Below are 19,631 nucleotides of genomic sequence, written 5' to 3' on the forward strand. Positions count from 1 at the left end.
TAGTTGTTTGGTCACTTGCCAGTACGACTGATGTGCTATTAGTTGAAGATTTGGGACCTAAAGTTGAAGGTAGGCGATCGCGCACCTGCCCAATTGCCACTACTTCAGGTGAGTCGGTGGCTGCAACTGTTCGTGTTGTAGCCGATGTAGTGCTACCACTACCTGTGTCAATTATCCCTGAGGAACCACCAGTGGTGGTAGATATGGTAGTAATTTTCAGTAAGTCTATTAAAGCGATCGCCTGCCTCAACTCACTATCGCTATATACAGTGTTGTATCCTGGTAAGGCTTGGTATTGTGCGGGTAGGTTACTCAACGTTTGCCTCAGTGTAAAAGTTTCATTTTATTGTAAGTGGTTATTTAACTGCCAATCCATGCATAAGTGCCAGCAAATGTATGACCCTGATTAGCAGCATTAAAAGTTACAACTCCCGTAGCTCCGTTTACTGACACTTCTCCTGCTCCAGGAGCTTCGCCGTTGACATAAATAGTGGGTACTGGATTCCCATTAAGGGTAAAACTTGCCAATTCATTGATTGAATCAGTTTCAATCAAGTAAAATGTGGGGTCGCTGGTTGCTGGTAGTGTGTAAGTTAGTCCAATGGGTACTGTCACGCTACTAGGAACAGCTACATCAAAATAAACCGGACGTGTGTAATAAAAGTTTTCAAAGTAAATAGTGGTCGCGTTGTCCTTCCACGTACCATTAAGGATTCCCTGAGTGTAAAAATCTCCTGATTGGAAATAAGGTGGTGTAGCTCCTCTCACCCATGCAATTTGCAGTCCTTCAATCAATGCTTGTGCATCGGTGTGAGTTGCTTTTGAGCCAGTCCCGTTTAATACCCATCTGCTACCATTCCACCCATAGTTTTCGTAGCAATAACTGTTGTCGGTAAATAACTGCCTTAATGCATTACTAAGTAATGTAATTCCGCCTTGCATATGCAATACAGTTGCGGATGAACCAAGGCTGGTATAGCTATTTTGAGAGACATTTCCTGAATTTATGATCGCTCCAGTGGCAATCAAAAAGCTATTGTAAAAAGCTATTTTGTATAAATTTTGCTGCCCCCAAACGCTGTGGTTAATATTTTGGGTTGGAGGAGTTGCAATACTTGTAGTGCTAGCATTGCCAAAAGATAATTTGTAATTGTAGATTGCCCAAAAGCTACCAGTATCAGAAACATCTAAAGATGCTGCCCATTGGGAAACACCAGAACTATCAAATCCAGTAGTGGCGATCGCGCTACCGCTGTCATACCACACCACTTGCCGACTGTTGCTCGGATTATTGGGGCTATCAATTACAATTGCTATTTGATTGTTAGTGGGGTCAACCTTGAGAAAGTAGGCGCGGCTCCAATAGCTGTCTGTTAATCCCGCATAAGTAAAACTGAGAGATACACTCCAATCTGTTGATTTGCGCAACGAACGCTCAAAAATTGCAAATGCTATTCCACTTTGACCAACGTCCACGCCATAACAATAAGCCCCTACAACATTGCTCACTGTGTTTGTTGTAACGTTGATTACCCACAATCCTGTGTTTCGACAAGCACAATAAATCAACCCATTGATGGGGTCTACAGCCACTTGTCGTAGGGTGGTGACGGGTAATGCTGGAGTAGTGCCTACGTCCCAGTTTTGATATGCGCCGTTCATTAAATCCAGTAGCGTGACACCTGTTTGGTCGTACTGCACTATCTGGGTATTGGACCACCTAAGCAAATCATTATCTTCATATTTCCAGCCGTGCATACCCACAGCTGCTGGCGTGTTGGGATTGCGGAATGGACAGATGACGGTGCGATCGCTATAAGCATTCCCGTTAAATCCTAAATGCAGCCGCTTGGAGAATTGATACGTGGCGCTGCCAATATCCCCACTTGCAGTGATGATAAACTTGTACAATTCTGGCCATCTTCCTGTCCATGTGCCAGACGTGGTAGGGTAACTGCTGCCAATAGCTGCGTTACTTACATCAAAAAAAGGTACGGACAAGCCAGACTTATGCGTCCAAATTTTTTGGAATGGGGGTTGAAATACCGGTTTAGTTGGGTCAATATTAACAGTTTTCGTTTTGTATCGTGAAATTCTATAAGCAGAACTAGTGTTTTCTGTATTACTACCAGCAATAAAATTAGCACTTGGCTGATTTTGGTTTGACAACCCAGTCAACATTGAATTAAAAATCCAACCAATGTATTCATCGGTTGCTCCAGAAACACCAGACTGCTGAATTTGAAATAAACTTGATTCCTTGAATTTGTAGTGGGAAGAGACAATAGTATTGTTATTCCATTGCCGTCTAGCAGAAAGGTCTGTTAATCCTAAATCTTGTTGAACATCAATATAAGAATAAGAGGACAAAGGTGCATCACAATATGAAGTTCCTAAAACGTAATGATAACAATTTTTAGCGTTAAATAATTTACCACCAAAATCACGCGTGAATCTTGCTGATAATCTTTGTCCGGTTGTATTTTCAACTTGAATTTGATAGTATATATTTAAAACTTCAAATGCATTTTGTGTGCAAGGTATTGTTAGTAACGTTCGGCAAAGATATTTAGTGCCTGCAACTATACCAACACTATTAAAAGTGCGTGGTACAGTAACAGAGTCAATTCTATTTTGGATTTGACCAAAATTCGGTGTGATTGACTCGTACCATATAGGCGATGTTGCACCATTTGGCACGTAACCTCTTGCTAATTCTCCAGTTGGATTTGGATTATTAGGAGTAGGGTTTGTATTGTCAGTTAGTATTCCAATTGTTGTAAATCCACCGTTAAAATAAAATACATTTTTAGGTTCACTGCTTAATATATCAAGCAAAGTTTGATTAAAAATTAAATTATTTTGTTCAATAGGCGATCGCGTCTCTCGTCCGCTTAAATCAGTAAATTCAATTCGGACTTTCCCAGATAATTTAACCAACTATACCCCCAGTCAAGTTATATATTGTTGTTACAAACTTTCCATCCATTCCACTTTGACCATTAATTTCATCTTTGGGAATAAAGTAATTTACTACACTTAACGGGTACTGGGTAACGGTAAGCTTTCCATCCATTCCACTTTGACCATTAATTTCATCTTTGGGAACAAAGTAATTTACTACACTTAACGGGTACTGGGTAACGGTAAGCTTTCCATCCATACCGCTTTGACCATTGACGCGATCGCACCCCAACACAACATAAGGCGGGTTAGACGAAAACCGAATTCGACAAGATTCTGTAGCTGAATAACCTCGTCCTAGTACATTAAAAATTGTTAAGATGCGGTAATAGTTACCTAGCCCCACTGTGGCACGACGGTTGGTAGGAGAAATCGACTGAACTGTTTGGTAGCTGCCATCAATATCTTGTTGTAGCCGATACTCTGTAATCCATGAGGAGTGTGATGGTGGAGGATTCCAAGTAATTTCGATAGTCCCTGAACTCCAAGTAAATGCTGTGTTGGGTGTGCCAGGGATAGGAGCGAATGAACAAGGTATGGTCAATTGTGGTCCACCATCCACAACCAAACCAGATTCCATTCCACTCATCCCGTCTACAATCTCAGCAACGGTGGTGCGGATAAGCAGATAGTTGAAAACCGAGGTGTTATCCTCCAGTTCAGCCAGTAGCAAGATTGGTGGATCTAAAGGTGAACGAGTGCCAACAATAACAATCGTAGGATTTAAACTCCCATTTCCACCCGCCGGAGAAATGATGGTTGTTCTTCCCTGTTGTTGGCTCCAAGCAATAGACTCACCGTCGGTGTCCAGTGCTACGTAGTCTTGTAAGTTAAATGGTCTAGGACAAATGATGGTCAAGACGGGAGGGGCAAAGTTGAGGTATGTTCCACCACCGCCTACAACAACCTCCCAATACCCAGTTGGAGAACTAGAAGAGCAGAAGAAATAGGTAATTTTATTGTTTTTTTCTTCAGTGTAAGAGGGAGCGTACCAGAGCGATCGCAAGTAGCGCTGGTATTGACTACGGTAGTTAAGTTCTTGTGCTGGATCATAAAGTATGTTTTCCCCAACTTGACGACCACCCTTACCAGTGATGCGTAAGTCAGGATTATCGTTGATCTGGATACCGTCGCAAGGGAGATGCGGGAGAAGGGAATTGTCGGGACGGAGAATGAATGAAGCGCGATCGCCTTCCCGTAATTGTGACAATTTGGGAACTTGAGGGATTTTGGAATTTTTAGAAAAATCGTCTTGACGACCCAAACCAGACTTTTTTACCATGTATCTGTTTTAACAAACAAACACATGGAACTAACACCTGTTCAATCGTCGATGTTGAAAGCGATTGGTTACGACGAGGCGACCCAAACCCTACTGGTTGTTTTTGTTACTGGTAGTAAATTTCAGTATTTCGACGTTCCCAAAGATGTGTACAAGGAGTTGATGGCGTCAGCATCGAAAGGAACATTTATGCACAATTGTATTATTAATTGTTACAACTATGCTGCTGAATAATTTTGTTATTGCAATTCGGCACACACTGTCTGCCGTTTTATCAGCACCCCCAGCACTCATAGCAGAAGGTATTTGTGCTAATTACAACATGCTAATACGCAAGAGATATAAGAGCGATCGCTCCAAAAAGTAACATAGAAGGTAAAGCATGATCATTCAGTTTCTACAAGCCATCTGTTGTAGATAGTCTGGGTCAAGTCGATACTGAAAATTCGGATTTTTGGTGACAATGGCAATGGGTTGACCGTCCTTGATCAAAAGCGGTGGTTTTTGAGCGCGTTCGTTGTAAGCGCCTATTTGAGAATATTCGCCACCGTATCTTCCGTATCTATTGAAAATACCCATCCCGTAGGGACTGCCATACTGCCCATATTGATTGCATATTGAGTTCGTGTTATAGAGGTTATTATCTACAACACCTAAGAATGTACCATCGGAAGCAACGACGATGGTTGCTGCAAATACAGATGTAGGAACAAATGTAGCTAAACATCCGATAACAACACTAGATATAACCTTTTTCACACTTTTTATCCTGATACCGATTTCTCTAGCTTTACTGACCGAAGTAACTTTTTACCTCAGTAATAGCCTTGAATTGATTATGAGGATATCTTGAATCCCTCAACAATGGATTGATCTGATCCGAAGAAATTCCAGTCATACTTTAAATTGGGGTTTTTTGGTTTTTTATACTAACCAAATTAGTGATTAAAGTGTATGATGTCTACTAACGCTATTGGTGAACCTGGTGATGAATTAATGATTATTGATAAAAACTTGATTGCGTCTATTCGTTGGAACAAAGAGTTGGGTACAAAGCTGAAAGCATTGCGCGGTGATGAATCCATGCAATCTTTAGCTAAACGTGCAGGCTGTGCTTATCAGCTAATCCAACACTTAGAGCGCGGTGAGTACCCAGAAGCAAGCGGAAGAAATTCGCCGCCTAGTATTTCTTTAGAGAAGTTAGAAGATATATGTCAAGCGCTTTCTATTAGCGTCGAAAATTTTCTGGAGTGTCCGTTGGTAAAAATTCCTCAAAAACTTAGAAATATTGCTTGACTATTACTAACAGTGTTAGTAAAATAGGAACATAACAAAAGACGACTGCTCCCCGTCGAAAGTTTGCGATCGCCTTTTGTCAAACCCCGTTAGTAGGTCTATTCTAATCATGCCACAAACTATTCAAGAAACCGCTACCTGCGCTACCTGCCCGTTTTACCAATCCCGTCAAGACGGCACAGACAAGGGCTGGTGCGGACTATTCAACATTTTTGCTCGTGAAACCCATTCCCAAACTCAGGACTGTGTAAACGAAATTGCAGTCCAAGAAATCGACGAACAAGCCACAGCACAAGAAGAACTAAACGAATACATCGAAGTTCAAGCTCAAGACATCGCACCAATCCAACAACCTATCGCAGCTGTAGCTACACTTGACTCCATTGAAGTTGACTCTGACTTTGATCCAGACTTTGGCACTATGTATCGGGTTTGGAAAAGCTATCACTTACTCGGAACTTTCTATCAAGCATTGGGCGATCGCAAATGGGTTGCTCAACCCGTTGGCTCTAGTTTTCGTCCTCGTCTCAACACTCCAGAACAAGCGCAATTGACCATTATTGCTGTCGCTAGCAATTCCCTCAAAACAAGCAACAAAGCAGCGTAATAACAACCTTATCGTCAGAGACGCAACAAAGCGCGTCTCTTCCTTGTTTTGGAGTAAAAGCATGAGTAACTTAACAGTTTTTGAATTTGAAACACATGAAGTTCGGTTTGTTGGTACAGCAGATGATCCTTGGTGGGTTGCTGCTGATGTTTGTACTATTTTGGGGATAACCGTCTCTCTAGCAGTTAACGGTAGGGAGCGCAAAGCAAAAGATGGCAGTATTCGTCATGATGGTGGACTAGACCAAGATGAAAAGGGGATTGCCATTGTCAACACCCCTGGAGGCGACCAAGAAATGCTGGTTGTAAACGAGCCAGGTTTGTATCGTTTAATATTTAAATCACGCAAGCCCATAGCAAGACGGTTTCAGCGATGGGTTTATCACGAAGTACTCCCCAGCATTCGTAAAACCGGTAAGTATGAAATAGAAAGCCAAGCCATAACACAACCTATTACTCAACCAACCCCGCCCCAGCTACCAGCAAGCCCTGAAGAAATTTGTCAGGTAATTGATTTGATGTATGGGCAAGTTGACGAAAAGTTAAAACGCCAAGTTAAAGCGAAAGCGATCGCGCGCCAACATCCCCGACACGCCGTCACAATGGAAATCATATTAGGAGAGTCATCAGTGCCAATTGAAGAAGAATTGGTCAGACCAACCTTATTGGGCGAAAAGATACAAGCTAAAACTGGTGAAAAATGGAGCGCTATTCGGGTCAACAAAGCTTTAGTAGACGTTTATTGGGAAGTAGCCAAGTTCACGAGCAGGTAACTTTCCCTTCACCCAATTCACCCGGAAACTTGATAATCAGTACTATTTGTGGTACTCCAGTGGCTCAAGCTCAGTCAGATCAAGCCCGGATCACCCAAGCTCAGCTAGAAGCATTGACACGTGCACAAGCTACAAGCTCTCAAGGTATTAACAATGCAATGAGTGCTGCTGCAAACTTGTTTAAATAATATCTTTTAGGTAAGATAAAACAAGTTTAAATGTAGCGTTTACAAAACCACTTTAATTTATAGTTAAGGTGGTTTTTATAATAGTTTATGCCTGAATTTGATTCAAGTTTGGCTTCATCTGTTCCACCCGCAGCACAAAGGTTGTTGGAGGCGATCGCCACTTGCACTGAACCGATTGTTTGGACGCATAACTCAGACGGAACACCTGCAACTTATTTGCATCCCAAAGGAAAAGTTGTATTTAAAGGGGTGGTTACTCCCGGTGATACCCGTCCTGACGGTCAAAAGTGGTCTGGCGACAAACCAATGTACTTGATTGTCTACAATCACCCTTTTAACAAGCCTGGTATGTGTGATGCGCATTGGTTTAACTTGGACGTGCTGGATGTGCAATCTACCATAATTCCTCAATCGGAACAATCACTTGAATAAAGTTCTTTGGCAATTTAGCGTCTGTCAATATCTCTAAATCAAAAAGCTTTTTTACTAAATGAGTATGTCGTACAACTCTAAATAAATCATTAGAAAAATGTTGATAAAAATATTTATCTATTATGCTTGCTACGTTAAACGACAATAGAACATATTTTGGTTTTATATTAAAACTGCATTCGATATAATCTTTTTGACGAAAGATAGTTTCAAAAAATTTATAAACTTCTGGCTGTTGAACTTGCAATGCTGCATTGCGTTGCCTTTGCTTTTCTTTATCTTTCAATTCAAAATCAACGCAACTGGTTTGCTTCAAATCTTCGTTAATAGTATGGAAAGCATTACAAGCATTGTGACGCTCCACAAAGTACTCACAATCTCCACAATTAACCATTACCCAAACAAACTCCTAGAACTTAACCCAAACAAACTAGCATTTCTCCCCAATCCATAAAGCTTGGCGTGAGTTGCGCCTAACATCCGAGACTGGGATGTTAAACGAACCGGAATGTTAATTCCACTAATATTGACAACAGCATATTGGTCTTTCATAGCCGAAACTTTTTGACTTAAAATTTACTCCGCGATTGTTGGGGGGACTTCGATTGGTCGCCCATTTTTGTCAACGGAAACAAAAAAAGGTTTTTGCGTGCGCGTATTTTAAACACGAAACTCATTAATATCTTTGCCCATTACATCAGCGATCGCCACCACCTCCAGCCAAGTTGGCTCCACTTTACCGCGCTCAATATCACTAATACGAGCCTGTGTCAAGGAAGTCATTTTGAGTTGGTTGCACGCGATCGCTAACCCTTCTTGATCAATTCCCAAACGACGACGCGAGAGCAAAACGATCTCTCCCACTCTTGTCAAGGCTTCTTTATAAGGAGTTTTCGTCGTTACACCATTATTATTTATCTGCATTCTTAATTTTTAAAACAATTCAATATAAATAAGAAACTCTTACGCATTGTAACCGCAGTAACCATTAATTTTGTTTATTAGTTATTCTACTGAACTTGTGGCTCTTGAGTCTCTCATTAAAGCAGTATTAGACCGTGATGGCAAAAGTGGTGGGGAGTCAACCACCGTTGCCCTTCATTGTGCCCAAATGCGGGAATGGGGGGTACGTGGTGGAAATATTGAACTTCGACCTATTCAAGATGATGATCAAGATACGAGACTAAAATACGTAACCCAATTGTGGCAGCACAATCAGTTCTTGCATCGGCTTGACCATATTATGGACTGCTTTGTGTGTCGAGGGGAGATTCTATGGTACTTTCAGCCTGACCCAGAAAACCCAGGTTTATACAGAATAGAATTCTTTGTGGGTGGTCAAAATCACCCTGACCCACAATTTAAAATTTACTACAAACCAGGTGGGAGGGAAATCGATAAATGTTACATCCGCTACAGCTATGATTATGAAACGCCTGGAATAGCATTAAGACAACAGCGTTGGGTACGGATTATTGTTACTCAAGACTGGGTGGAACAATCCGAGACGATGACTAAACCCCAATTTGATGGCGCATTCAATGCTGGTAGTTTTGCTGGTTATGAGCCGCAGGGTGTTCCAGAGTTTTCGTGGATACAAGGGACGCAACGGTACGACAATCCGTTTAAACCCTATCTTCCCATAGTGCTTTCTCGCAATAATGCTCGACAATTGGGGCAACAAGGGAGTGACGATTTTTATTGGATACAAAGTTTAATAGAAACTCATGAGCAGCTGGTAGAGAAAGCTCATAAGAACTTGCGGATGTTTTCTAACCCCATCTTAGTTACAACCCGCAGCGCGCAAGAAGTCATGCAACAAGCCAGTGGGTGGTCAAATACTTGGGCGTCTGCTAACCGTTACTACGACTTAACAGGAAGCAATTATTCTGGCAGTACAAACCCCACAGATGTGCCTAGTTGGGGAATGCAGCGTACCCCACTGGGATTTTGGACAGCAAATACAAGTGAAGGTTCCCTTGATACTATCTTTGGTAATGTAGGGGACTCCGAGCGCTTTGCCTTCATCCAAGCAGATGCGGTAAGTGGTGATCAAAACTTGTGGATTCGACAAATCAGGGAGTTGATCCATTGGGTATTAGGGGGAGTTGACCCGTTAGGGCTTTTATCAGGAACTACCTTTGGTGAGATTAAAACCCTATTTGGACGGGTGCAAAATACTGCTGATAAAAAGTCCCACGCTTTGTATGGTCATACAGGGCTAGGAAAAGTTCTTGAGCGCATCCTATGGAGAGAAGAGCAACTATTTAAAAACTGGTTATTCACTGTCCTTGTTACTCACTACCCAAAGCAATTTGCTGGCTTAAATTCACCTGAGCAACTTACGGATGAGATTTGTCAAGGGTTGTGGAACTTGAAACAGCAAGGGGTAATTCAAATCCCTAATAATCCAGTTGGGATTTTGCCACTGGGCGATCGCACCATCACTTGGCGCTATACCCGCGAAGTGTTTCAGAATACTACTAGAGAAGAACTAGATAGAAGTATTGCAGCCAGAAATGAACGAGAGGATGGTTTGTCGCAAGAGTGGGTACTGAGAAAACAATACCCCAACATGACCGACCAAGAAATTCGTAATGCTATGAGCGGTTTCTCTCCGAGAGTAGTAGAGAATGCAGCAAATAGTATTCAAATAGCACTACAGCTATTCCAACAGTTCATGCAACTTCCTGACCCACAAAACCCCAAAGCGGCTTGGGGAATACGACTAGGATTGCCGCAACTGATTGAACAAGCAATGTTGACCTTGCAAAAAGAAATTTCCTATGGTCAACCCAAGTATGAGCCAGCCGACGATAAACCACCCCTCACCTTGGCTGATATTGCAAACCAGCTTTCTAACTTAGGAGGAACAATAAATGAATCCCTATATCCAGGGAACCTCACCAATAGCTTACCAACCAACGATGTCCTCACCAGCATGGGGCTACCCACCAACCCCATCGACGCCCTCTCAGGGAGACTTTATAGATCAGGCTACGAAAATCCTGAACTTCGTGGAAGCATTGAAGGGCAGGGAAGCGGGCAAACAGGGAGCGGGGGATACGGCTCAAGCCTCGCCCTATTCAGTGGGGAACTTCCAGGGGCAAACGGCACAAACAATTGGGGAACAGGAACGCCGCTTGGCTCAGTTGGCAACATCGACCCCAGCCTACTCCCCTTATACGCAGACCAACTACGCGCCTTACTCGCAGCCTACCAACAATCTTGAAGCAAGGCTGCAACAACAAGTCCAAGCATTTGCAAATGCGGCTTCGGCTTTGAATGTGGAAGCAGAGCAAGCGTATCAAGTGATTAATAACTTGATACCTTTTATGGCGATCGCCCCAATCCAACAAGAGTACATCTTGGAATTAGAGCGGACTTTGGGGATGCTTGTGCCGTTTGTGCAAGCAGCTAATATTTGGGCGGGAGACATAAATGCTTATCAGCAAACATTAGATAGCATTTGCTATGTTATGTCAGACCCTGAGTACCTTGTGTATTGGGCATTTTTGACTTGGAATAGAGCAATTCAGCCTGATGGAGGTGGGGCGCTTGAGTGGATTAGCGATGAATTCATGAAATTGCTTGACACTTATGAAGCACGTTACATGCAAGCTTCAGGAGGGCAGCATTCCCCAGCTTGGCACAGGAGGCAATCGAAAACGGTTAATCCCGTTATGGGTTCGCCAGATACACAAAGCTTTGCTTATCAGCAACCACAGTTCAACTTTCAACCACCACAGTTTCAGCAGCAACAGATTCCACCCATGCCACCAGTCCCTGGTACAGGCGGGCAGGCTAACGGTTCACTTGATGCTTTAAAACAACGAATTGCGATGATGAAATCTGGCGTGCCCGATCTGGCACAGCAGATGCAAAGAGCGCACGTTCAACAACGCCAAATGATGGGCTTGAATTAACCTTTTTCCTTCTCAATTATCACAGGAGATTTACACGATGCAATTTCTTCCACAGGTAGCAGCAGCAGCCCTTCCTGCAATAGGACAAATGTTTAATACTGGTGCCGGAAACGCTCAAGCCAGGGTTGCGACTGCTGGGTTGAATACAGATCCAGTTATGAGTACTTTGAGCGCCGCAGGAATACAATTAGATCCCAATCAGCAAGCAGCTTTACAAAATCATTATGCAAATTTAGCTGCTCAATCTAATATGGCTCAAAGTATGCAATCGGGAGCATACGGGGCTGGATTAGGAAATACAGCAGCCAACCTAAATACTCAAAGAGCAATGGCTCTAAACGCTCAGGCGAATGCGGCAAATAACGTCGCCAATCAGCTTAATGCTTTGCAAAACAGAGCAGCTATTAGTGCCAATGCCATCAATAGCGCGATGCAAGGAGCAGCAGGACTATTTCGTTAAAATCGCGACTCTTGATGATTTGAGTGGAATTGCATCCCTTTTAGCTGAAACTTTCTCTCTCTTCTATCCATCTGTGTACCAATGTTTGTGCGATCGCTTTCACTTTCCAAATTTCATAAATTTAATTGCTACCAACAATTTTGGAATTATGGGAACAATAGAAATGGCGTTTCTGCCAGAAGAAAATGCTTGCTATTTATTCAATTTAGCAACTGATGCAAAAATCAGAAACCAAGGAATTGGAGCTAAATTGTTGAATTGTATGGAGGCGATCGCACACCTATTAAATATTAAAGATTTGTACTTACAAGTATTAGCTGATAATTTCAAAGCATTGAGATTGTATTCAAAACTAGGGTATCAACCTTGCTTTGTACAGCCAACAACAAATAACTTTGTAATACTGCTTCACAAATCTATTTAACGAAGGAAAAAGTTCAAGGGAAAGAGGAAAAAGGTAAATTAATTACTCATCCTTTTTCCTTTTTCCTCCTTCCTTTTTCCTTCACACTTAAGAAAAAGCTGGGGCTACTAGTCCAATAAGCCCCAGCTTTATGGGAATTCATCCTCCCAAATGCGTTATTTTTTTTTGGGAGATATGTCTAACACTTTAGCACTTACAGATTACCCTTACGTGTTGTCGGAAATGCTCTACAGGCCGACAGCAGGAACAATTGCACGCTGGGCAGCACAACCAGATTTTTTAGCAGATCCAAGATTGCGTCCTGGTCAAGTTTACATGGCGGATAGATTTGGTTATCTGCCTGATACTGGGGACATGGATTTAGAATCTCGCACTAGAAGCGAGGTTGAAATATTGGGAACCAGCAACACTCGTCAAATCCCCAAAACAAAAGTTCCTATTATCCTTAGAGAAATCACAGGTCCTGGTGGTGGTGACCCCAACAACCCTGCATTACCAGGAAACTTCCGCTTCTCTATCCCGGCGATGCAATATCAGCAGCGCCTTATCTGGGATATGGGGTATGCTGAACCATTGGTTCAGCCACAATTTCATTCAAGTGTTGGCGCAACTACACTTTTGCAGGATTTCCGGTTAACAACTGACCGATTTTACTTAAACGCTCTAGATTCTGGAACCAACAAATACAATCCAGGGGGAGTTCCTGACGGTGGTACTTATGCCAGTGGACCACCTAAATTTAGTGTTGCTGACCTAGACAGCATTCTTGAGCAGCTGGTGATCAACCGCGCTCCTACCTTTCCTGATAACTTCTATCACGCCCTCATTCACCCTAGAATGTGGACACACTTAAGGCAAGATACACGATTTAGGGAAATTGTCACATCCTCGGCTTATTATTCAGTGCCAATGATCATGGCAAGCCAAGAATGGTTGTATGGTCCTGGTGCAATGCCACCAACTGATATTAACTATGTAGCGCAACCCAACATACCAGGGTTTATGCCTTACTACAACCAAGCTTTGCCTGGACCATCTCAAAATGGGTTGCCTGGAGGATATGTATACAACCAATTCAGGATTTGGGTGACCAACAACATTCCTTTAAAACAAGTGAGCTTGACTTACACCAGCACTACAGACGGTAGTGCAACTGGTAGCCAGCTTCGAACTGCTTATCCTGGCTATTTCTTTGGTGCTCATGCTATTGGTGAAATCTTTGGTGGAGATCCAATGGATGGTATCCCAGTAAAAATCAAGCGCAACTTAAATGATGATTATAACCGCTTCCTCATCGTCATTTGGCAAGCATTCATGGGCTTGTCGAAGTTGAATGATGATTTCATCATTGTTGGTCGGACTTACGCAAACTAAAGGTGATAAAATGTCGATAAGTACTGGTAGTTTAACCTTTCTTCCCAACCCCCAAAAAACGTCAACGCAAATTATTAACGCCCCAAATGGGGGAAGATTTATCTGGCAATATGCGCGAGCACAATTAACCAGCACACTGCAAAATGCAATTCCATTGCTTGTTCCTTACGTGAAACCGAATACGCAATTATCCCAATACCCGGATATTCCTCTACAACTTCCAGTAGGAGCACAAATTCAACGGGTAGATTTTCGTTTACCAAGAACACCTACTCTTGGCGATGCTTCCATCTATGAAATTGATTTGCCCAAAGGATGTACTATTATTGGAACAACTGGAGAAAACCTAAAAGTCAGCCCTACATCAGGAACAACGCACACAGTCGTCGCGCCTGTAATCACTTGCGCCAGCAGCTCTTACACTCCTAACGCGAGTGCTGTGCTACAAAGACAATCAGGACAAGCGGATCAATCTTCCCCATCATTGATCCAAACAGTATCTGGTTCTGCGATGACGTTACAAATTACCGTGTCAAATGCAGGTAACAGTGCGGCGGGTAACGGGATAGCTTTATCTTTATCTGGGGCACTTGCTTATATTTATGCATCGATCATTTATCGGATTGATGGCGATGCAATTAAGCCTTGGAGTCTTGATCTGCCTGCAATGCCAGGATGAAGGAAAACGGAAAAAGGAAAAGGGAAAAAGGATGAAATAATATGTAAATTGATTAAAATTTTATACAAAATTTACAATCTATCTTCCTTTTTCCTCTTTCCATTTTCCTTTTTTCTTCATGGATTTAAAAGATGCGATCGCCTACATCAAAACTTGGCGAGAAGAACAAAAGTTAGACGCACTCCCACCCGACATTGAAAGGGTGGCTGCGTCTAAACTTTTGGCTCAAAAAGGTTGGAATCTGCCTGAAAAAATCCCTGATTTTGATGGCAACCTATACTTAATTGATGGTGCTTATGTAAAACCTGATACCATGAAAACAACTGATACAGTAGAAATACAAGTTGAAATTCAACAACCCGCAGAAATAAAACCACCCAATCCATTCCCTTGGGAACCGGGGGACAAAAGGGAATTTTGGTGCGAGAAGCTTAAAAGCTTTGTTAGAATGACCGGCGATTTAAACGCTGATGGCATCTACTACGTCAACAAAGTGGGGGACGGCGCATTTCGTCGTTATCCTGTTAAAGGACAAGATTTAGTACTCAAGGAGCAAGCCCCAGCAGATGCACCCAGTACTGATTTACTGGCGGTTAATCGTGCATCGTGGACAGAGATTAAAAACTTTCTTATAGAAAAATTTATTCCCTCCTACCCTTGGTCGCGCAAAGGAGAAAAAACTCCCGCCGACGTTCGTGCCGATATGGAATTGCTAGCTAAGAGCAAGAATAAAGGGCTAGGAAAACTCATTGAAGAGGAAAGGAGGACTGAGCGTGGAAGCTATGAAGATTCCCAAAACTTTACTATGCGATTAACTGCTTTACACGAAAGCTTCCCTTGGGCAGAATTCGCTCAAATGTTAGATTTTTGCCAATAGTTATTGTGCTGCTACTACTGGTGTGGCAGGTGTAGTACTATTCGGAGGTGTTAGCTTTAAATCAGAAATAGCTTTATCAGCTGCTGCTTCTGCATCTTGTAACTCAGTTTGATTCTGCTTCAATTGCTCTATTTGCTTATCCCTGTCTGTAATAGCAGCGGTTAATGTATCAATCTTATCCTTTAAGCTCATAATTTCCTCTTGGGTTATTAATTTACCAAAAACATCACCTGCGATCGCAAGATTCTTATTCCACTGCTCTGTTACGCTCCAGTCACCACTGGCGATCGCGTCCCGTAGTTTACCTTGCAATACAGTTATAATTGCGAATTGTGAATCTAAAGCCGACATAACTAATAAAATTTCTGTATCATTTATGGCATCCATTTAACCAAAATGCCAACACTACCCACAAACCTTAAAGATCGCATTGCATCGCACTTAGGCTATGACCGCCCTAGAGCCCTTAATCCTGCTACGTTGCAACAATTCCACACTCATGTGGATTCACTGCTTAACAACAACAGTATTCATGGTTCAATCGGACCAACAATTGTTAATCTGGTAAAACGCTGTGACAAGCTGTTTAGAATGACTGACCCAACCGATAGCATTGTTTTTAGTCAGTTTCAGCAAATTATAGGTGATGTAAACAGGCAAACCCGCACCATCACTATTGATGATGTGCTTAAGAAAAATCGTGAAGCTTATCTTAAAGCCTGTGATGATTTGGCTTTTCAGTTGAATGTTCCTAATCTCCGTCGCCCAGATGCAGCTGCTTACATGTTTACTAATTTAGGTAGTGAATACGTGCTTGCACCGCCAGGGGCTGCTGATACTTGTGTGAGCGATCGCATTTACTTATCTTTACACTGCGCTTGAAATGACTACCAAAACAGACTTTGAAAAACTTGCTCTTAATGCTTACCAAGCTTATGGTAAAACAACCAACTTTCAAGATTCTATGGGTGACCCTGTGCCCACTTGGAAAGACTTGCCAACGAAAATAAAACAAGCGTGGGTTGTTGCTGTTACTCAAGTTGTTGAAGACTATATAAAAAGTCAAGTAGGTTAATAATGGCCGACGCACCTAACACTTCACCCGCATTCATCCAAACAATGGGGATTATTGGTGTCCCTGTCGATCTCACCAACCAAGTGTGTACTGCTGACAACCCAGGAACAACCCCTATTATTGCCTACGACCCCACCGCTGATTATGCGCAAGGAAATGGAGCATTAATAGAACATATTGATATTCAGCTGACTGGGAACACCGCAGCAACTACAGTTTTGTTATTTTATAAATTTATCAGCGACACAACCCCCAAATGGAGAAAAGCGGCGCAAAGGGCGATCGCTAGTGCAACAGTTTCGACAACTGCTGAACTCCCCTCTTATTCAATGCCACTTAAAAATATCCTTTTCCCTGTACCCCAAGCAGGAGCGGGAACGGGGTTACAGCAATTTCAAGGACTAAGAATCAATTCCCCTGATCGGTCAATCCAGTGGGGGTTTGCCCTAACAGTAGCAGCAGGAACCTCTCCTATAATTGTTACCATGTATGGGGGTGAGTACTGATATGGCATTTAAAAAACCTGTATGCAATTGCCCAGATGCGAGCGCCCAAAGAACAAGCAATGTATCGGCAGAAGCGCTCAGCAACCAGATTGCTTCAAACTGGTCAACAGGTTTTAAAGGAATTCGCGCTGCTGGGGGGTATTGCGAACATGAGTTGGCTGTATTAAGGATTCGTAAGGAATTGGATACAGTTTTCCCAGGCGGAATACCAAAGGATCTACCAACGGCATCTACACCTGATTATCAAAAAACCAAATCAATATCTCGTCTTCAAAACCCCGCTAGACTGGGAGATGATTTCTCGTTATGAACCAAGACAACCCTAACCCACATATTATATTTGGGCGACCGCGCTACAATCCCGCATCTCAATCTATGACCGAGGGAGATTTTGTTATTGCCCAGATGTATCCTGGCTTTGAAGATCCTACCCAAGTACCTATTATTCCTGGTGACACCGAAAGACCCATGTATACACCACAACAGCAGCCACAGCAAGCTTCAATGAATGGACAAGTGCTACCAAATCAATTACAGCAAGTAGCGCAAATGATGGAACAAATAAAGCAATTGCAACAAGCTGCTTTAACTCAACCATCACAACCACAAAATATTCAATCTCCATATGTGGTGCAATCACAGCAAAATGTGCAGCCAATCAGAGTACCATTAGTATTTGACTTGACGTTTAATTTAACTATTAATCTAAATATCAATCCTATTCAAAATAATAGTGGAACGGTTTGAATAGGCTATTTTATCAATAAAAAGATGAACGCCCATAACCAAAACTGTATTCTCAGTTTCCATGCGAACCAAGTAACATTATGGTTGTCGAGTTCGCCTCTCTGTTTCCACACTCCAGTGTAGTGAACACTTTTCTTGTTGCTAGTTCTGCCATAACTATTTTCATGGCAAACATTACATAAAGGAATACAGTCCCACCCCGGAATTTCAAAAGAACTTACTGACTTCTTGGGAGGATGCAGGAGAAATATCCCTAGCACTCTCCTAACGAATGATCGCTTGTACTTCAAATGATGAATCACGGTTGCTTTATGAAAAGGATTTTGCGTGCAACGTGGAAGTAATTTATAAGTAAGAGCGCGCGTACGCCGCCAGTTATCAGCGTAAACGAATGTTGATATTCTCATAAATTTAATTCTTTAAACTCTTTGTAAGCCTGTTTCCAGCCAGAGCGATTTTTCTCGACTTTCCAGAGATTCTCGATTATCTTAGTTTGGGAATCACCACATGAGAGCATAGATCTAATTTTGGTGAGCAATTCCTCCCTTGATAAGGAATCAGGCGTGTATCTTTGTTCCCCTTTAAATACCTTCGTTTCCACTGTTTCCAAGTGATTCTTGGTATCGGGAACTTCCCCGCTTTTTGGGGGAAAAGGTGTACTTTTGGTGTTGGTATCGGTAGCAAAGCTTCTTTTCAAATGCTCAATAGCCCTTTCCCATAAGTCTTCTGGGTTTTCTGGCTGTGGTTCTGGTAGTGATACTGGTTCGATACTGGGTGGTATCAGGTCAGAAAAGTCAGTAACGTCTTTTATCGCAGTTGCATAGTCCCAGTATGTTGGCACTTTTACAGGATTAGCATCTAGAGTGTTTCCCTCTGAATCAAAGTATTTTTGGTTGGGGATTTTTATTTCCCCCTCACCCGTCGAGCGCCAGCCGCCAATGCATTCCCCATCAGGAACCGAAAACTGGGTGAGGGTACATGCGCCAGAGGACTTGATTAGCTCAGCTAGTCCTTCGGTACCATTCGTAGTGTTAGTGTCACTCTGAATAGTCCTGATAACGAAGCAATTCCCCTTGCGAGAAGCAATGAATAGTTTCTTCCAGAAGTTTGTTAAATACTTCTTAGCGCTAAATCCTTCATCCCCAGTTGCCTTATTAGGTGGGCGATTGAATATGCTCAGCAAGCCGTCGTACTCCGCGCACTCCTCAAGTAGAATCGTTATTGGGTAATGGTTGTACTGGTTTTCATCAAGGTGCTGATACTCGTCGTACCTTTTCCCTATTAAAGCTAATACTTTCTCCAGCCCATTCATCAAGCTAGTGGCTCTCCCTTCGTCCCCCATCCCCACACCATAAAAAGTAGTACCAGGCTCAAGGTGTGCTTCTAGTCCCCGATACATGGACTTTCTTTTGTGGGGATTTACGATAACGAGTCTGTGCGATCGCCACACGCGATACCTGAGCATCATGCAACTAGTGGTGCTTTTCCCTGAACCTTGTGCACCTACTAAATTGATAATGCCTGCGTCTACGATTTGCTTTAAATCACTATCCAGTATCATCTGGATTGCTTGTGGTATCTTGGTTTCCACTGTTAGGAGTGCAGCTTCAATTACAGGTGATTCCTGGTCAATTCGAGAGTGCTCTAAAGCACTCTCAGGTTTTGGTACTTTGGTTAATTCCTCCACTAGGTGAGGGTTTCTTTCCAAATGAAGGTAAGCGTAACCATCGTTCAACTCCCGCCGGAAATCCTCCACCCGCATCTTGGATGCGATCGCCACCTTCTCAAGTTCCTCTTCCTCCAGCAACTTGTTCGTGGCTTGATCCAGTTGTGGTATTTCTAACTCCTTCAATCCCCTACTACTAAAAAGCGCAGCACACCCACACAAAGAGGCACCCAAGATGCTGGCAATAGTCCTGGTCAATCCACTTCCAGGAATCATCTTGGCATTTTTTGGTATATTCGCGTACCATGATGGTACAGTTATTAGGGTGCAAGGTTTGGTGGCGAGAGTACAGTATT

27 protein-coding genes are annotated in these 19,631 nt (G+C 42.6%); 18 read left to right on the forward strand and 9 right to left on the reverse strand.

Annotation, left to right across the window (positions count from 1 at the left end; genetic code table 11):
* The 3 genes from G4P69_RS31245 to G4P69_RS31255 form a co-directional block, all read right to left on the reverse strand.
* A partial coding sequence (locus G4P69_RS31245) for a hypothetical protein (RefSeq protein ID WP_208353499.1) occupies positions 1-316 on the reverse strand: 316 nt, incomplete at its 3' end.
* Between the two features lie 44 nt (positions 317-360).
* Complete coding sequence (locus tag G4P69_RS31250) at positions 361-2,940, reverse strand: hypothetical protein (protein WP_208344065.1); 2,580 nt, start codon at positions 2,938-2,940, stop codon at positions 361-363.
* On the reverse strand, positions 2,933-4,246 hold the full coding sequence (locus G4P69_RS31255) for a fibronectin type III domain-containing protein (protein ID WP_208344066.1): 1,314 nt from the start codon (positions 4,244-4,246) through the stop codon (positions 2,933-2,935). Before G4P69_RS31255 ends, G4P69_RS31250 begins: the two co-directional genes overlap by 8 nt.
* A 24-nt stretch (positions 4,247-4,270) precedes the next feature.
* Between G4P69_RS31255 and G4P69_RS31260 the strand changes: the two genes are divergently transcribed.
* Complete coding sequence (locus G4P69_RS31260; protein ID WP_208344067.1) at positions 4,271-4,480, forward strand: KTSC domain-containing protein; 210 nt, start codon at positions 4,271-4,273, stop codon at positions 4,478-4,480.
* Positions 4,481-4,636: 156 nt separating this feature from the next.
* Here G4P69_RS31260 and G4P69_RS31265 read toward each other — a convergent pair whose 3' ends face one another.
* Entirely contained in the window at positions 4,637-5,005 is a 369-nt protein-coding gene (locus tag G4P69_RS31265; protein WP_208344068.1) for a hypothetical protein, read from the reverse strand.
* A 195-nt stretch (positions 5,006-5,200) separates the two neighbouring features.
* Here G4P69_RS31265 and G4P69_RS31270 point away from each other — a divergent pair, with 195 nt between their 5' ends.
* The 5 genes from G4P69_RS31270 to G4P69_RS31285 all read left to right on the forward strand — a co-directional run bounded on the left by G4P69_RS31270 (position 5,201) and on the right by G4P69_RS31285 (position 7,541).
* Entirely contained in the window at positions 5,201-5,542 is a 342-nt protein-coding gene (locus tag G4P69_RS31270; protein ID WP_243902560.1) for a helix-turn-helix domain-containing protein, read from the forward strand.
* A 109-nt stretch (positions 5,543-5,651) separates the two neighbouring features.
* Entirely contained in the window at positions 5,652-6,149 is a 498-nt protein-coding gene (locus G4P69_RS31275) for a hypothetical protein (RefSeq protein WP_243902561.1), read from the forward strand.
* 61 nt (positions 6,150-6,210) lie between these two features.
* Complete coding sequence (locus G4P69_RS31280; protein WP_208344069.1) at positions 6,211-6,921, forward strand: BRO-N domain-containing protein; 711 nt, start codon at positions 6,211-6,213, stop codon at positions 6,919-6,921.
* A gap of 59 nt (positions 6,922-6,980) precedes the next feature.
* Positions 6,981-7,109 (forward strand): hypothetical protein, encoded by a 129-nt coding sequence (locus G4P69_RS40125; RefSeq protein ID WP_279606322.1) that lies wholly within the window; start codon positions 6,981-6,983, stop codon positions 7,107-7,109.
* Positions 7,110-7,196: 87 nt separating this feature from the next.
* A complete protein-coding gene (locus G4P69_RS31285; protein WP_208344071.1) occupies positions 7,197-7,541 on the forward strand; it encodes a hypothetical protein in 345 nt (114 codons plus the stop codon).
* Here G4P69_RS31285 and G4P69_RS31290 read toward each other — a convergent pair.
* From G4P69_RS31290 to G4P69_RS31300, 3 genes are all read right to left on the reverse strand, one after another.
* On the reverse strand, positions 7,504-7,905 hold the full coding sequence (locus G4P69_RS31290) for a hypothetical protein (protein WP_208344072.1): 402 nt from the start codon (positions 7,903-7,905) through the stop codon (positions 7,504-7,506). The two genes, G4P69_RS31285 and G4P69_RS31290, sit on opposite strands and share 38 nt — an antisense overlap.
* Positions 7,906-7,934: 29 nt before the next feature.
* Entirely contained in the window at positions 7,935-8,093 is a 159-nt protein-coding gene (locus G4P69_RS31295) for a hypothetical protein (protein ID WP_208344073.1), read from the reverse strand.
* Between the two features lie 108 nt (positions 8,094-8,201).
* Complete coding sequence (locus tag G4P69_RS31300; RefSeq protein WP_208344074.1) at positions 8,202-8,465, reverse strand: helix-turn-helix domain-containing protein; 264 nt, start codon at positions 8,463-8,465, stop codon at positions 8,202-8,204.
* A 70-nt stretch (positions 8,466-8,535) separates the two neighbouring features.
* Between G4P69_RS31300 and G4P69_RS31305 the strand changes: the two genes are divergently transcribed.
* The 7 genes from G4P69_RS31305 (at position 8,536) to G4P69_RS31335 (ending at position 15,281) form a co-directional block, all read left to right on the forward strand.
* A complete protein-coding gene (locus G4P69_RS31305) occupies positions 8,536-10,773 on the forward strand; it encodes a hypothetical protein (RefSeq protein WP_208344075.1) in 2,238 nt (745 codons plus the stop codon).
* On the forward strand, positions 10,685-11,467 hold the full coding sequence (locus tag G4P69_RS31310; protein ID WP_208353501.1) for a hypothetical protein: 783 nt from the start codon (positions 10,685-10,687) through the stop codon (positions 11,465-11,467). Before G4P69_RS31305 ends, G4P69_RS31310 begins: the two co-directional genes overlap by 89 nt.
* Before the next feature lie 37 nt (positions 11,468-11,504).
* On the forward strand, positions 11,505-11,927 hold the full coding sequence (locus G4P69_RS31315) for a hypothetical protein (RefSeq protein WP_208344077.1): 423 nt from the start codon (positions 11,505-11,507) through the stop codon (positions 11,925-11,927).
* Positions 11,881-12,351, forward strand: a complete 471-nt coding sequence (locus tag G4P69_RS31320; protein ID WP_208344078.1) for a GNAT family N-acetyltransferase — start codon at positions 11,881-11,883, stop codon at positions 12,349-12,351. The genes G4P69_RS31315 and G4P69_RS31320 overlap by 47 nt, the downstream gene beginning before the upstream one ends.
* Before the next feature lie 174 nt (positions 12,352-12,525).
* Positions 12,526-13,725 carry a hypothetical protein gene (locus G4P69_RS31325; protein WP_208344079.1) on the forward strand — a complete coding sequence of 400 codons (1,200 nt, stop codon included), beginning with the start codon at positions 12,526-12,528 and terminating at the stop codon, positions 13,723-13,725.
* Between the two features lie 10 nt (positions 13,726-13,735).
* Positions 13,736-14,404, forward strand: coding sequence for a hypothetical protein (locus G4P69_RS31330; protein ID WP_208344080.1), 669 nt, complete (start codon positions 13,736-13,738; stop codon positions 14,402-14,404).
* A gap of 118 nt (positions 14,405-14,522) precedes the next feature.
* Positions 14,523-15,281: a hypothetical protein gene (locus G4P69_RS31335; protein WP_208344081.1), complete on the forward strand. Its 759-nt coding sequence runs from the start codon at positions 14,523-14,525 to the stop codon at positions 15,279-15,281.
* Here G4P69_RS31335 and G4P69_RS31340 read toward each other — a convergent pair whose 3' ends face one another.
* Positions 15,282-15,668 (reverse strand): hypothetical protein, encoded by a 387-nt coding sequence (locus G4P69_RS31340; protein WP_208344082.1) that lies wholly within the window; start codon positions 15,666-15,668, stop codon positions 15,282-15,284.
* A 9-nt stretch (positions 15,669-15,677) separates the two neighbouring features.
* On the opposite strand from G4P69_RS31340, the gene G4P69_RS31345 reads away from it, so the two are divergent.
* The 5 genes from G4P69_RS31345 to G4P69_RS31365 are packed head-to-tail and all read left to right on the forward strand — an operon-like array spanning position 15,678 to position 17,609.
* Positions 15,678-16,163: a hypothetical protein gene (locus G4P69_RS31345; RefSeq protein ID WP_208344083.1), complete on the forward strand. Its 486-nt coding sequence runs from the start codon at positions 15,678-15,680 to the stop codon at positions 16,161-16,163.
* Position 16,164: 1 nt separating this feature from the next.
* Positions 16,165-16,356 (forward strand): hypothetical protein, encoded by a 192-nt coding sequence (locus tag G4P69_RS31350; protein WP_208344084.1) that lies wholly within the window; start codon positions 16,165-16,167, stop codon positions 16,354-16,356.
* A 2-nt stretch (positions 16,357-16,358) separates the two neighbouring features.
* On the forward strand, positions 16,359-16,862 hold the full coding sequence (locus tag G4P69_RS31355; protein WP_208344085.1) for a hypothetical protein: 504 nt from the start codon (positions 16,359-16,361) through the stop codon (positions 16,860-16,862).
* A 1-nt stretch (position 16,863) separates the two neighbouring features.
* Positions 16,864-17,172, forward strand: coding sequence for a hypothetical protein (locus G4P69_RS31360; RefSeq protein WP_208344086.1), 309 nt, complete (start codon positions 16,864-16,866; stop codon positions 17,170-17,172).
* Positions 17,169-17,609, forward strand: coding sequence for a hypothetical protein (locus tag G4P69_RS31365; protein ID WP_208344087.1), 441 nt, complete (start codon positions 17,169-17,171; stop codon positions 17,607-17,609). Before G4P69_RS31360 ends, G4P69_RS31365 begins: the two co-directional genes overlap by 4 nt.
* A gap of 403 nt (positions 17,610-18,012) precedes the next feature.
* On the opposite strand, the gene G4P69_RS31370 is transcribed toward G4P69_RS31365, so the two are convergent.
* A partial coding sequence (locus G4P69_RS31370; RefSeq protein ID WP_208344088.1) for a hypothetical protein occupies positions 18,013-19,631 on the reverse strand: 1,619 nt, incomplete at its 5' end.

Origin of the sequence: Aetokthonos hydrillicola CCALA 1050, assembly GCF_017591665.1 — a bacterium.
GTDB lineage: Bacteria > Cyanobacteriota > Cyanobacteriia > Cyanobacteriales > Nostocaceae > Aetokthonos > Aetokthonos hydrillicola.